Origin of the sequence: Micromonospora sp. NPDC049275 (genome assembly GCF_043197115.1) — a bacterium.
Classification (GTDB): Bacteria; Actinomycetota; Actinomycetes; order Mycobacteriales; family Micromonosporaceae; genus Micromonospora.
Genome location: NZ_JBICSN010000016.1, coordinates 1 through 12,617, shown reverse-complemented (window position 1 = coordinate 12,617; position 12,617 = coordinate 1). Strand labels below are relative to the sequence as shown.

14 protein-coding genes are annotated in these 12,617 nt (G+C 72.0%); 10 read left to right on the top strand and 4 right to left on the bottom strand.

The window, feature by feature from the left end; all coding sequences use genetic code 11:
- Position 1: 1 nt before the first annotated feature.
- Positions 2–1,465, top strand: coding sequence for an argininosuccinate lyase (gene argH / locus ACGFIE_RS29795; RefSeq protein WP_393301036.1), 1,464 nt, complete (start codon positions 2–4; stop codon positions 1,463–1,465).
- Between the two features lie 42 nt (positions 1,466–1,507).
- On the opposite strand, the gene ACGFIE_RS29790 is transcribed toward argH, so the two are convergent.
- Positions 1,508–1,861 (bottom strand): MmcQ/YjbR family DNA-binding protein, encoded by a 354-nt coding sequence (locus tag ACGFIE_RS29790; protein WP_393300815.1) that lies wholly within the window; start codon positions 1,859–1,861, stop codon positions 1,508–1,510.
- A 238-nt stretch (positions 1,862–2,099) separates the two neighbouring features.
- Positions 2,100–2,555 carry a DNA-binding protein gene (locus tag ACGFIE_RS29785; protein WP_393300812.1) on the bottom strand — a complete coding sequence of 152 codons (456 nt, stop codon included), beginning with the start codon at positions 2,553–2,555 and terminating at the stop codon, positions 2,100–2,102.
- A gap of 88 nt (positions 2,556–2,643) precedes the next feature.
- Here ACGFIE_RS29785 and ACGFIE_RS29780 point away from each other — a divergent pair, with 88 nt between their 5' ends.
- The 5 genes from ACGFIE_RS29780 to ACGFIE_RS29760 all read left to right on the top strand — a co-directional run bounded on the left by ACGFIE_RS29780 (position 2,644) and on the right by ACGFIE_RS29760 (position 6,715).
- Positions 2,644–3,255, top strand: coding sequence for a DNA-3-methyladenine glycosylase (locus ACGFIE_RS29780; protein ID WP_393300809.1), 612 nt, complete (start codon positions 2,644–2,646; stop codon positions 3,253–3,255).
- Positions 3,256–3,393: 138 nt separating this feature from the next.
- Entirely contained in the window at positions 3,394–4,479 is a 1,086-nt protein-coding gene (locus ACGFIE_RS29775; protein WP_393300806.1) for a WD40/YVTN/BNR-like repeat-containing protein, read from the top strand.
- The gene (locus ACGFIE_RS29770) at positions 4,480–4,755 is read left to right on the top strand and encodes a ubiquitin-like small modifier protein 1 (protein WP_393300803.1); all 276 of its coding nucleotides are present in this window, start codon (positions 4,480–4,482) and stop codon (positions 4,753–4,755) included.
- Positions 4,756–4,877: 122 nt separating this feature from the next.
- Entirely contained in the window at positions 4,878–6,020 is a 1,143-nt protein-coding gene (locus tag ACGFIE_RS29765) for an LLM class flavin-dependent oxidoreductase (RefSeq protein WP_393300800.1), read from the top strand.
- Entirely contained in the window at positions 6,017–6,715 is a 699-nt protein-coding gene (locus ACGFIE_RS29760) for an FMN reductase (RefSeq protein WP_393300798.1), read from the top strand. The genes ACGFIE_RS29765 and ACGFIE_RS29760 overlap by 4 nt, the downstream gene beginning before the upstream one ends.
- On the opposite strand, the gene ACGFIE_RS29755 is transcribed toward ACGFIE_RS29760, so the two are convergent.
- A complete protein-coding gene (locus ACGFIE_RS29755; protein ID WP_393300795.1) occupies positions 6,645–7,526 on the bottom strand; it encodes a universal stress protein in 882 nt (293 codons plus the stop codon). The genes ACGFIE_RS29760 and ACGFIE_RS29755 overlap by 71 nt on opposite strands.
- A gap of 122 nt (positions 7,527–7,648) precedes the next feature.
- On the opposite strand from ACGFIE_RS29755, the gene ACGFIE_RS29750 reads away from it, so the two are divergent.
- From ACGFIE_RS29750 to ACGFIE_RS29740, 3 genes are all read left to right on the top strand, one after another.
- Positions 7,649–8,149 carry a GNAT family N-acetyltransferase gene (locus ACGFIE_RS29750; RefSeq protein ID WP_393300792.1) on the top strand — a complete coding sequence of 167 codons (501 nt, stop codon included), beginning with the start codon at positions 7,649–7,651 and terminating at the stop codon, positions 8,147–8,149.
- Between the two features lie 9 nt (positions 8,150–8,158).
- Complete coding sequence (locus ACGFIE_RS29745) at positions 8,159–8,800, top strand: hypothetical protein (protein WP_363686804.1); 642 nt, start codon at positions 8,159–8,161, stop codon at positions 8,798–8,800.
- Positions 8,801–8,926: 126 nt separating this feature from the next.
- The gene (locus ACGFIE_RS29740; RefSeq protein WP_393300788.1) at positions 8,927–10,273 is read left to right on the top strand and encodes a hemolysin family protein; all 1,347 of its coding nucleotides are present in this window, start codon (positions 8,927–8,929) and stop codon (positions 10,271–10,273) included.
- Between the two features lie 11 nt (positions 10,274–10,284).
- On the opposite strand, the gene ACGFIE_RS29735 is transcribed toward ACGFIE_RS29740, so the two are convergent.
- Positions 10,285–10,668, bottom strand: coding sequence for a PaaI family thioesterase (locus tag ACGFIE_RS29735; protein WP_363687105.1), 384 nt, complete (start codon positions 10,666–10,668; stop codon positions 10,285–10,287).
- A 107-nt stretch (positions 10,669–10,775) separates the two neighbouring features.
- On the opposite strand from ACGFIE_RS29735, the gene tyrS reads away from it, so the two are divergent.
- The gene (gene tyrS, locus ACGFIE_RS29730; RefSeq protein ID WP_393301033.1) at positions 10,776–12,068 is read left to right on the top strand and encodes a tyrosine--tRNA ligase; all 1,293 of its coding nucleotides are present in this window, start codon (positions 10,776–10,778) and stop codon (positions 12,066–12,068) included.
- Positions 12,069–12,617 lie beyond the last annotated feature (549 nt).

The following is a 12,617-nucleotide window of genomic DNA, read 5'->3' as shown; positions in this document are numbered from 1 at the left end:
AATGGGCGGGGTGGACGACAAGAGCCTCACCGAGAACAGCGCTGGCACCAACCGGACGAGCCTGTGGGGTGGCCGGTTCGCCGGCGGCCCCGCGGAGGCGCTCGCCCGACTGTCGGTGAGCGTGCAGTTCGACTGGCGCCTGGCCCCGTACGACATCGCTGGTTCCCGGGCGCACGCCCGGGTCCTCGCCGGCGCCGGCCTGCTCGACCCGGAGGAGCTGGGCCGCATGCTGGCCGCGTTGGACGACCTGGAGGCCGCCTGCGCCTCCGGGGCGTTCCGCCCGACCATCGAGGACGAGGACGTGCACACCGCGCTGGAGCGCGGTCTGCTGGAGCGCCTGGGCAGTCTCGGCGGCAAGCTGCGCGCCGGTCGGTCCCGCAACGACCAGGTCGCCACCGACCTGCGGCTCTACCTGCGTGACCACGCGCGGGGTGTGGCCAGCCGACTCGTCGAGCTGGCCGAGGCGTTGGTCGAGCAGGCCGAGCGGCACATCGACACCGCCGCGCCCGGCATGACCCACCTCCAGCACGCCCAGCCGGTCACCTTCGGGCACTGGCTGCTCGCCCACGTGCAGCCGCTGCTGCGCGACCTGGAGCGGCTGCGCGACTGGGACCACCGGACGGCGATCAGTCCGCTCGGCGCGGGCGCGCTCGCCGGTTCCGGGCTTCCGCTGGACCCGGTGGCGGTGGCCAAGGAGCTGGGCTTCCGGACGTCGTTCGCCAATTCGATGGACGCGGTCGCCGACCGGGACTTCGTGGCCGAGTTCCTCTTCACCACCGCGCTGATCGGGGTGCACCTGTCCCGTCTCGGCGAGGAGGTGGTGCTCTGGACCTCGCACGAGTTCGGTTGGGTGGAGTTGGACGACTCGTTCGCGACGGGGTCGTCGATCATGCCGCAGAAGAAGAACGCGGACATCGCCGAGCTGGCCCGGGGCAAGTCCGGCCGCCTGGTCGGCGGCCTGATGACGGTGCTGACCATGCTCAAGGGCCTGCCGATGACGTACGACCGGGACATGCAGGAGGACAAGGAGCCCGCGTTCGACGCGGTCGACACCCTGGAGCTGCTGCTGCCCGCCCTGGCGGGGATGATCTCCACGATGACGGTCCGGGTGGACCGCCTCGTCGCCGCCGCCCCGGTCGGGTTCTCCCTGGCCACCGAGGTCGCCGACTGGCTGGTTCGGCGCAACGTGCCGTTCCGCGACGCGCACGAGATCACCGGTCGGCTGGTGGCGCTCTGCGCGGCCCGGGAGTGTGAGCTGGAGGACGTCTCCGACGCCGACCTGGCCGCGGTCAGCGAGCACCTCGACCCCTCGGTGCGCGACGTGCTGTCGGTGCGCTCGGCCCTCGCGGCCCGAACCACCCCCGGCTCGACGGGCCCCGGCCCGGTCGCCGACCAGCTCGCCGCCGCGGCGGACCAGCTGGCCGGTTGGCGGGACTGGGCCACCGAGCGGGTCGTACCCCGCTGAGGTCACCGTGGCGTCGGCGCGAGCCGCCGGCGCCACGGTGGTTCAGACCGTCGGGCGCTCCCGCTTGGGGAGCTTCGCCACGACCATGTCGTACGACGCGTCGACCGCCTCGGTCAGCTCGTCGCCGTCGATCCCGCCGTCGAGGCGCAGCGTGTTCCAGCCGGACCGGCCGATGTAGGCCATCACCCGCGCGTCGTCGGGGTGGCGGCGCAGCCACTCGTCGGCGATCTCCCGGGTCTGGCCGCACTTGATGCCGACCGTGGGCTTCCCGTCCCCGTTGCCGAGGAACGCGAAGATCCGGCTGCCCACCTTCACCACCTCGTCGCCCTCCCACGGCCGGTCCAGCCAGGCTCCCGGCTTGGCCAGGCAGTACGCCAGCATCTCCGCGCGCTCCATGGGTGCCTCCTCGTCGTGGGCACAGTCTGCCCGCCCGGCCGCCGATCCGCCGGTGCCCGGCCGATCCGCTCCGCCGGTGCCCGGCCGATCCGCCCCGCCGGTGCCCGGCCGATCCGCCCCGCCGGTGCCCGGCCGATCCGCTCCGCCGGGGTCGCCTGCCGGGTCGCGGCCGCCCAGCCCGGCTCGCACGGTCGTGCGCGATCCTGGATCCCGTGGCCTTGGCCGCGCGGTGCTGCCCCTACTTCCCTGTTCCCGCACGATCGTGCGGGTCGGGCGCTGGCTCTGCCGAGCGAGCGGCGACCCGCTCGTAGCGCTGCCGCGCGGCCTGTGCGCTGCCCAGCCCCAGCCCGTACGCGATGGACTGCCAGGTCAGCCCCCGGTCGCGGGCCAGCGTCAGCAGCCCCGCCTCCAGGGCGTCGAGCTCGGCGCGGACGTGCGGCAACAGGGTCAGCGCGGCGGTGAGGTCGGCGGCGTCCACCGGCTCCTCGGCGGGCTCCCGCTCGGCCCCGCCCGCGGCGAGGGCGGTGACCAGGGCCACCGCCTCCCACGGGTCCAGCACGTACGGGTGGGCCCAGCGGCCCCGCCGGGCGTCGGAGCCGGCGTGCCGCTCGCTGATCCGTTGCAGCGCCTCGTGGGTGCGGTGGGCGCGAGCGCGGGCCGGGTCGGGGGCGGTGAACAGCTCCTCGGTCGTCATACCCCGAGCACACCCCATCAACGCAAGGTTGTCAACAGAACGTTCAAGCGGAGTTGCCGATCGCTCGTATGCGACGTTTCCTGAAGCAGTGGACTATTCGTGGTTGCACGCCCCCGCCGCCCAGGTGCCCGAGACGGCGCAGACGCTCCTTGGCTGGGAGATCACGGCCGGCGGCGTCCGGGTCAGGCTGACCGAGGTCGAGGCGTACGCGGGCACCGGGGAGGATCCGGCGTCGCACGCGCACCGGGGCCCCACCCCGCGTACCGCAGTCATGTACGGGCCGGCCGGGCACGCCTACACGTACTTCGTGTTCGGCGTGCACTGGTGTCTCAACATCGTGTGCGGCGACGAGGGGGAGGCGGCGGCCGTCCTGCTGCGCGCGGGTGAGGTCGTCGAGGGCGTGGACATCGCCCGCAAGCGCAGGGGAGACGTGCCCGACCGTGACCTCGCTCGCGGCCCCGCCCGACTGGTCGTCGCGCTCGGTATCGGCGCGACGGCCAACGGCACGTCCCTGATCGACGGGAACGGCCCGCTGCTGTTGACGCCGCCGACGCGTCCGGTCGCGAGATCGGCCATCTCCGCGGGACCGCGCGTCGGGGTGGCCGCCGCACACGACGTCCCGTGGCGCTTCTGGATAACCGGCGATCCCACCGTCAGCGCATACCGCCGACACGTGCCGCGTCGCCGCCCTCCTCGATGAGATCTTGGAAGATTGCGGCCCCCGGAGGGGCATGTTCCTTCCAAGATCTACTGTGGTTGGTGGCGTGTGACCGGCGGTCCTGTCGGGGGTTGTGGCCATAATCACCCCACCTGCCCACCGACGGTTCGGAGGACGTCCATGGCAACGCTGCTCGCGATCGGCACCGCGAAGGGGTTGTTCCTCGCCACCAGCGCCGACGACCGGCGTACCTGGGAGGTCAGCGGCCCGCACCACCCGCAGACCAGCGTGTACGCGGTCGCGCTCGACACCCGCCGTGCCACCCCGCGGCTGCTCGCCGGGGTGACCAGCTCACACTTCGGCCCCAGCGTCGCGACGAGTGACGACCTGGGCGCCTCCTGGGACGAGCCGGACCACGCGCCGGTGGCGTTCCCGGCCGACACCGGCGCGAGCCTGGGGCGGGTCTGGCAACTCATGCCTGCCGGCGCCGACGAGCCGGACGTGGTCTGGGCCGGCACCGAGCCGTCGGCGCTGTTCCGCTCCAGCGACGGTGGCCGCAGCTTCGAGCTTGTGCGCGCCCTCTGGGACCATCCGCACCGCCCGCACTGGCAGGCCGGGTTCGGCGGCCAGGCCGTGCACACCGTGCTGCCCCACCCGCGCGACCCGGCCCGGGTGCTTGTCGCCATGTCCACGGGCGGGGTCTATCGCTCGCAGGACGCCGGGGCGAGTTGGGCACCTGGCAACGTGGGCATCCGCGCCGCCGGCCTGGCCGACGAGTGGCCGGAGTTCGGCCAGTGCGTGCACAAGGTCGCGCGGGACGCGGGCAACCCCGAGCGGCTGTACGCGCAGAACCACTTCGGCGTCTACCGCTCCGACGACGACGGCCGCACCTGGTCCTCGATCGCCGACGGGTTGCCCAGCGACTTCGGCTTCCCGATGGTGTCGCACCCCGCTCGACCCGGAATGGTGTGGACGTTCCCGCTGGTGGCCGACGTCGAGCGGTTCCCCACCGACCACCGCTGCCGGGTGTTCCGCTCCGCCGACGCCGGTGGCAAGTGGGAGCCGCTGTCGGTGGGCCTGCCCGAGGGTCCGTTCTATCCGGCGGTGCTGCGCGACGCGATGTGCGCCGACGACGCCACCCCGGGCGGCGTCTACTTCGGCACCCGCTCCGGCGAGGTCTACGCCAGCCGGGACGAGGGCGACTCCTGGTCGCAGGTGGCCGCGCACCTACCCGACGTGCTGTGCGTGCGGGCGGCGGTGGTCTGAGTGGTCACCGTGCTGCTGCCCGGCCCGCTGCGCGGCGAGGCCGGTGGCGCGAGTCGGCTCAGTGTCGCCGCGGCCGGCACGCTCGGGGCGGTCCTCGACGAGCTGGCCGCCGATCACCCCCGGCTGGCTCGGCGGATCCGCGACGAGCGTGGCGAACTGCGCCGCTACGTCAACGTCTACGTCGACGGGGAGGACTGCCGGCACTCCGGTGGGCTGGCCACACCTGTCGGCGAGGGCGCCCAGGTGCAGGTGCTGCCCTCGGTCGCCGGGGGCTGATTCCCGGGGTGACCGGCGTCACCGCCAGATAGGTCGCCGACGGAATAGTTGACTCGTCAAATAAGTTGTGAGCTGCGTCCGGGTACCACGACGGCACCCGGTTGACACGCGAGGAGCTGGTCATGCAGTTCGGAGTCTTCACCGTCGGTGACGTCACGGTCGATCCGACCACCGGTCGGGAGCCGACCGAGCATGAGCGGATCAAGGCGATGGTCGCCATCGCACTGAAGGCCGAAGAGGTCGGGCTCGACGTCTTCGCCGCCGGTGAGCACCACAACCCGCCGTTCGTCCCGTCGTCCCCGACCACCATGCTCGGTCACATCGCGGCCCGCACCGAACGGCTGCTGCTGTCCACCGCGACCACGCTGATCACCACAAACGACCCGGTGAAGATCGCCGAGGACTACGCGATGCTCCAGCACCTGTCCGACGGCCGGGTGGACCTGATGATGGGTCGCGGCAACACCGGCCCGGTGTACCCGTGGTTCGGCAAGGACATCCGCGCCGGCATTCCCCTCGCGATCGAGAACTACGACCTGCTGCACCGGCTGTGGCGCGAGGACGTGGTCGACTGGAAGGGCAAGTACCGCACCCCGTTGCAGTCGTTCACCTCGACGCCGCGCCCGCTCGACGGTGTGCCGCCGTTCGTCTGGCACGGCTCGATCCGCAGCCCCGAGATCGCCGAGCAGGCCGCGTACTACGGCGACGGCTTCTTCGCCAACCACATCTTCTGGCCCAAGGAGCACACCCAGCGGATGGTCGGGCTCTACCGCCGGCGGTACGCGCACTACGGCCACGGCTCCGCCGACCAGGCCATCGTCGGCCTCGGCGGCCAGGTGTTCATGCGGCGCAACTCGCAGGACGCGGTCCGGGAGTTCCGGCCGTACTTCGACAACGCCCCGGTCTACGGGCACGGGCCGTCGCTGGAGGAGTTCACCCGGGAGACCCCGCTGACCGTGGGCAGCCCGCAGCAGGTCATCGACCGCACGCTCGGCTTCCGTGAGTACGTCGGCGACTACCAGCGGCAGCTGTTCCTGATGGACCACGCCGGGCTCCCGCTCAAGACCGTGCTGGAGCAGCTCGACCTGCTCGGCGAGGAGGTCGTGCCGGTGCTGCGCAAGGAGTTCGACTCGCTGCGTCCCGCGCACGTGCCGGACGCGCCCACGCACGCCTTCCTGGTCGCCGCCGCGGGTGGCGGCAAGGACAGCACCGTGCACGCCGTCGACGACGTGACGGGCAAGGCGCCGGAGGGGGCGACCCGATGACCCGCCGTACGCTCGCCGTGGTCTCGGCGGGGCTGAGCCAGCCCTCGTCCACCCGGCTGCTCGCCGACCAGCTCGCCGGGGCGACCCGCGACGAGCTGGTCCGGCGCGGCGCCGAGGTGGAGTTGCGGGTCGTCGACCTGCGCGAGTACGCCCACGACGTGGTCAACAACATGCTCACCGGGTTCCCGCCGGCCGCGCTGCGCGAGGCCATCGACGCGGTGACCGGGGCGGACGGCATCATCGCCGTGACGCCGATCTTCAACGCGTCGTACAACGGGCTGTTCAAGTCCTTCTTCGACGTGCTGGAGGCCGAGTCGCTGGTCGATCGGCCGGTGCTGATCGGGGCCACCGGCGGCACGGCCCGGCACTCCCTCGCCCTGGAGCACGCCCTCCGCCCGATGTTCAGCTACCTGCGGGCGGTGGTGGTCCCCACCTCGGTCTTCGCCGCCCCGGAGGACTGGTCCGGCGGCACCGTCGACGGCGCCCTGCGCGGCCGCATCCGTCGCGCCGCCGGCGAGTTGGCCGACCAGGTCGAGCGTCGGCTACCCGCCAGCGGCCCCGCCGACCCGTTCGCCCTCACCACCGACTTCCTGCAGATGCTCGGCGGGGGCGACGACACGCCGGTCACCTCGGCGGGTCGTACGGGTGCGCGACAAGCACCGGGCAGTGCGCGTGCTGAATCGCAGCCTGGCTGACCGAGCCGAGCAGCAGACCGGTGAATCCGTGCCGGCCCCGGGTGCCCACGACAAGCAGCGACGCCGTGCCGCTCGCCTCGATGAGCCCCCGGGCCGCGCCGGTCGCCCGGATCGGGTGCTCCCGCACCACCAGATCGGGATGCTCGGCCCGGACGACAGCGGACGCCTCGGCCAACAGCCGCACCGCCTCGGCCTGGTACGCGGCCTGCGCCTCCTCGATCTCGTCCGGCAGCGGCCGGTCCCCGTCCAGCGGGCCGACGTGCACGAGCACCAGCGCGACGTCCCGCAGCGCCGCCTCGGCGGCGCCGTAGGCCACCGCCACCCGCGACGACTCGGACCCGTCCACGCCGACCAGCACCGGTGTGTCCAGCTCGATTGGCTGCTCGTCCGGTCGAACCACGAGCACCGGGCAGTGCGCGTGCGCGGCCACCTGCGCGCCGACCGATCCGAGCAGCAGACCGGCGAAGCCGCCCAACCCGCGGCTGCCCACCACGACGAGATCCGCCCGTCGGGACTCCTCGACCATCGTCGCGCCGGGCCCGCCGGCGACCTGACGGGCCTCCACGGCGAGGCCGGGCCACCGGGCGGCCAGGTCGGCCGCCGTCCGCTCCAGCACCTTCCGCGCCTCCTCCGACGGCCCCGGAACCCCGAGGTCGTACGGGTTGAGGGGCACGCCGTAGCCGAGCGCGTGCAGGTAACCGTGCACCAGGAGCAGCGGCCGGGACCGGAGCAGGGCGGCGCGGGCCGCGTGTTCCGCGGCGACGAGGCTGGACGGCGATCCGTCGACGCCCGCCACGACAGGTCGGTTCATCGGCCCTCCCAGGGTCGGTCGACTCATTGTCGGCGGCGAGCGGCCGCGGCGGCGGCGAACGCGCCGGTCGGTGCGGGGGCCGGAGGCCCCGACCTGTCACCGGCGAGACGTACCCTCGCCGGATGACCTCCGAAGTGCGACTGCGCCCGGTCCGCGAGGACGACCTCGTCGAGTTCTTCCTGCACCAGCAGGATGCCGAGGCCAACCGGATGGCCGCGTTCGTCGCCAAGGACCCGTCCGATCACCGCGAGTTCGCCAGGCACTGGGCGCGGGTGCTCACCAACCCGGCCAACCGGGTCCGCACCGTCGAGGCCGACGGCGAGGTGGTCGGCTACGTCAGCGCCTTCCCGGTCGACGACCAGACCGAGGTCAGCTACTGGATCGACCCGGCCCGCTGGGGCCGGGGGCACGCCACCGCGGCTCTCGCCGCCCTGCTGCGCGAGCTGCCCAGGCCGGTGCACGCCCGCGCCGCCAAGGACAACGCCGCCTCCCTCGCGGTGCTGCGCAAGTGCGGGTTCGTCGTGGTCGGTGAGGACTCGGGGTACGCCAACGGGCGCGGCGCCGAGGTCGAGGAGTGGCTGCTGGAGCTGCCCGCCGATGTCCCTGAGCTGGGCGGGCACTAGTCTCGCGGGGTGAACTGGTTGGATCTGGTCGGCTGGGCCGGCTCCGCGGTGCTGGTCTGGTCGCTGCTGCAGTCGCGCGTCCTGCGGCTGCGCGCGATCAACCTCGTCGGCTGCCTCGTCCTGATCGGCTACAACGCCGCGCTCGAGGTCTGGCCCATGGTCGGGCTCAACATCGTGCTCGCGGTGATCAACATCTGGTACCTGCGCGGCATGCTCGCCACCCGGCACGACGAGCAGACCTACCAGGTGGTCGAGGTCGGCGTCGACGACCAGTTCCTGGCGCACACCCTGCGGGTGCACGCGCCGGACATCGCCCGGTTCAACCCCGACTTCCGCTGGGCGTCGGACACCGCCGAGCGCTCCGCCTTCCTCGTGGTCACGGCCGACGAGGTGGTCGGCGTGGTGCTGTCGCACGCCGAGGCCCGCGGGATCGCCCAGATCGACCTGGACTACGTCACCCCGAAATTCCGGGACTTCACCCCCGGCGAGTTCGTCTACCGGCGCAGCCGCCTCTTCACCGAACGCGGCTTCCACCGCGTCGTGAGCCCACCCGGCATGGTCGCCCCCTACTACCATCGGCTCGGCTTCCGCCCCCAGGGCGACTCGTACGTCCTCGACCTGCCCGCGTCACCGGCAAACGATCCGGCGTAGCGTCGCCCCAGCAGGATTCGGCCGAGGCCGCACGGGGCACAGAAGCGCGTACGCCGGGCGGGCTTGCCGACCGGCGGGCGCCGTGCGTACGGGCCGGTGCCACCACCACGAGGGAGCGAACCGGGCGTGCAGAGCTACGGGAGCCAACTGGCCCTGGTCGGGATCCTGGTCGTCATCAACGCGCTCTTCGCCGGCAGTGAGATGGCGCTGGTGTCACTGCGGGACAGCCAGATCCAGCGGTTGGAGCGCACCAGCCGGGCCGGACGGGTGCTGGCCCGCCTCGCCAAGGACCCGAACCGCTTCCTCGCCACCATCCAGATCGGCATCACCCTCGCCGGCTTCCTGGCCTCCGCCGCCGCGGCGGTCTCCCTGGCCAAGCCCCTCGTGCCGCTGCTCGGGATGTTCGGCAACGCCGCCGAGACGGTGGCCATCGTGGTGGTCACCCTCGCGCTGACCTTCGTCACCCTGGTGTTCGGCGAGCTGGCCCCCAAGCGGATCGCCATGCAGTCCGCCGAGCGGTGGGCGCTGCTGGTGGCCCGCCCGCTCGACCTCCTCGCCAGTCTCACCCGCCCCGCCGTCTGGGCCCTCGGCGCCACCAGCGACCTGGTCGTACGCCTGGTCGGGCTCAACCCGAAGCACCAACCGGAGGAGATCGGCCCGGACGAGCTGCGCGACATCGTCGCCGGCAACCACGGCTTCACCAAGGAACAGCGCACGATCATCGCGGGCGCCGTGGAGATCGCCGACCGGCGGTTGCGGGCTGTGCTCGTACCCCGGTTGCAGGTCTTCACTCTCGACAGCGGGACCACCGCGGAGGCCGCACGGCTCGTGCTGGCCGCCACCGGGCACTCCCGGGCGCCCGTGGTGCGCCACGGCGGCCTGGACGACACCGCCGGTGTGATCCACCTGCGTGACCTGGTCGGCGTGCCCGACGACCGGCCGGTCGACGAGATCGCCCGCCCGCCGATGCTGCTGCCCGACTCGCTGCCGGTGGTGGACGCGCTGCGCCAGTTCAAGGCCGAGCGCCAGCACATCGCGCTCGTCGTCGACGAGCGCGGCGCGGTCGACGGCATCGTGACGCTCGAGGACATCCTGGAGGAGATCGTCGGGGAGATCTACGACGAGACCGACCGGGACGGCTACACGGTGCGCCGCGAACCGGACGGCGCGATGGTGCTGCCCGGCACGTTCCCGGTGCACGACCTTCCGGACATCGGCGTCGAGCTGCCCTCGCGCCCGGCCGGCGACTACACCACGGTCGCGGGGCTGGTCCTGGCCCGCCTCGGGCACATCCCCACCGTCGCCGGGGAGGACGTCACCCTGGACGGCTGGGTGCTGACGGTGGCCAACATCGACCACCGGGCCATCACCGAGGTACGCCTGAGTCAGCTCCCCACGGACGACGACGCCGACGACAGCGGTGACGGCGCCGACGAGTCCGTCCAGCCGGTGTTGGACGAGGCGCGCAGCTGACCTCTCCCGGCTCAGTCCCGGGAGAGGTTCTGCAGCCGGACCTGACCGCGGGCGACCAGCCGCTGATCGGCATCGGTGATCTCCACCTGCCAGAGCTGCTGGCTGCGACCCCGGTGCACGGGCGTGCCGACCGCGGTCAGCTCACCGTCCCGAACGGCCCGGAGGAAGTCGGTCTGGTTCGACACCCCGACGACAGTGCCCCGGTCGGCCAGCCAGAGCGACCCTCCGACGCTGGCCGCGGTCTCCACCACCGAGCAGTAGACCCCGCCGTGCTGGATGCCGAACGGCTGGTGCAGCTCCGGTCGGACCTGCCAGCGGATGACCACCCGGTCGGCGGACGTCTCTTCGAACTCCAGGCCGAGCAGGGCGACGAAACCACCAGTCACATCCGGCATCTCCACGGCAGAAACCCTCCTCGATCAGCGGGTCGCCAGCCTAACCGGGGCGGGTTGCGTCAAACCCGGTACGGGTCGGTGCCGGCGATGGGGGAGAATCGGTGACCGTGACCGACAGCAGCCTCCCGCCGCCCGCGCGGGACTCCCTGACCGACGACCTGCTCTGGCGTGGCCTGATCCAGGACTCGACAGGCCTCGACGAGCTGCGCGAGCTGCTCGACAGCGGGAAGGCCACCACCTATTACGTGGGCTTCGACCCCACCGCCCCGAGCCTGCACGTCGGCAACCTCATGCAGGTCCTCATGGCCCGCCGTCTGCAACTCGCCGGCCACCGCCCGTTGCTGCTGGTAGGCGGGGCGACCGGGCAGATCGGCGACCCGAAGGAGAGCGCCGAGCGGACGCTCAACCCGCCCGAGGTGATCGCCGGCTGGGTCGAGCGTATCCGCGAGCAGCTCGCGCCCTTCGTGTCGTACTCCGGTGAGAACGCGGCGCAGCTGGTCAACAACCTCGACTGGACCGGCGAGATGTCGATCGTCGAGTTCCTGCGCGACGTGGGCAAGCACTTCCCGGTCAACAAGATGCTGGCCCGGGAGGTGGTGCGCGCCCGGCTGGAGACGGGCATCAGCTTCACCGAGTTCAGTTACCAGCTGTTGCAGGGCAACGACTTCTTCGAGCTGCACCGCCGGCACGGCTGCCAGCTCCAGTTCGGCGGGTCCGACCAGTGGGGCAACATCACCGCCGGCGTGGACTACGTCCGGCGGCGCGGTGCGGGGCCGGTGCAGGCGTTCACCACCCCGCTGGTCACGAAGGCCGACGGCACGAAGTTCGGCAAGAGCGAGGGGGGTGCCGTCTGGCTCGACCCCACGATGACCAGCCCGTACGCCTTCTACCAGTTCTGGCTCAACGTCGACGATCGAGAGGTCGACCGCTACCTGCGGTACTTCAGCTTCCGCTCCCGGGACGAGCTGGAGGAGCTGGCGAAGGCGACGGCCGAGCGACCTGCGGCCCGGCTGGCCCAGAGGGCGCTGGCCGAGGAGTTGACCACGCTGGTGCACGGCGCCGAGGAGACCCGGCAGGCGGTCGCCGCCAGTCAGGCGCTGTTCGGGCGTGGTTCGCTCGACGAGCTGGCACCGGAGACCCTGCGCGCGGCGCTCACCGAGGCAGGGATGGTCACTATCCCGGGCGAGCTGCCGGACGTGGCGGGCCTGCTGCGGGACTCCGGGCTGGTGACGGGCCTCAAGGAGGCGCGGCGCGTGATCGCCGAGGGTGGCGCGTACGTGAACAACGACCGGGTGACCGAGGTCGACGCCACGGTGTCGAAGGACGACCTGCTGCACGGTCGGTACCTGGTGCTGCGCCGGGGAAAGCGCTCGTTCGCGGGCGTTGAGCTGGTCGAATAGGCGGTTGTCGACGATGTGACGGGGGACGCGTCCGGCGAATTTGACGATCATCGGGCCGGACGCGTAACTTTCTCTCTGCCAGCGCGGAACGGACGAAACAGGCGAAAGCCTGAAGCGGCCGGAGCGCGGCGACGACCTCGGGGTCGGGCGGGTTCGCCGGCCGGATCCCGCGACCGGGTGGTGCCCACGGAAACGCCGCGAGGCGGATTTGGTGCGGCGAAACCGACCGGGTAAGGTAGTCAGTCGGCAGGGAAACGGGCGAGCAAGCGGGAAACCGCTGCGGCCGGCCTGCCACAACCGTGACGAGAGCGGCGCGAGCCGGTCGAGACATGGTGCCCGCAACACGGAAGAAAGCACGACGAACCGCGAAACACCGGTTTGACACGGCAGAAACCAGCGGGTAACGTAGTAAAAGTGCCTGGCGCTGGAAAGCGCCGAGCACGCGGAACGAAAAGCCCCGAAACGGGGTTCCACTGATGTGGGGCTTCTGATCGGTGTGTGGTTGTTCTTTGAGAACTCAACAGGGTGCTTGTAAAGCCAGTGCCAATT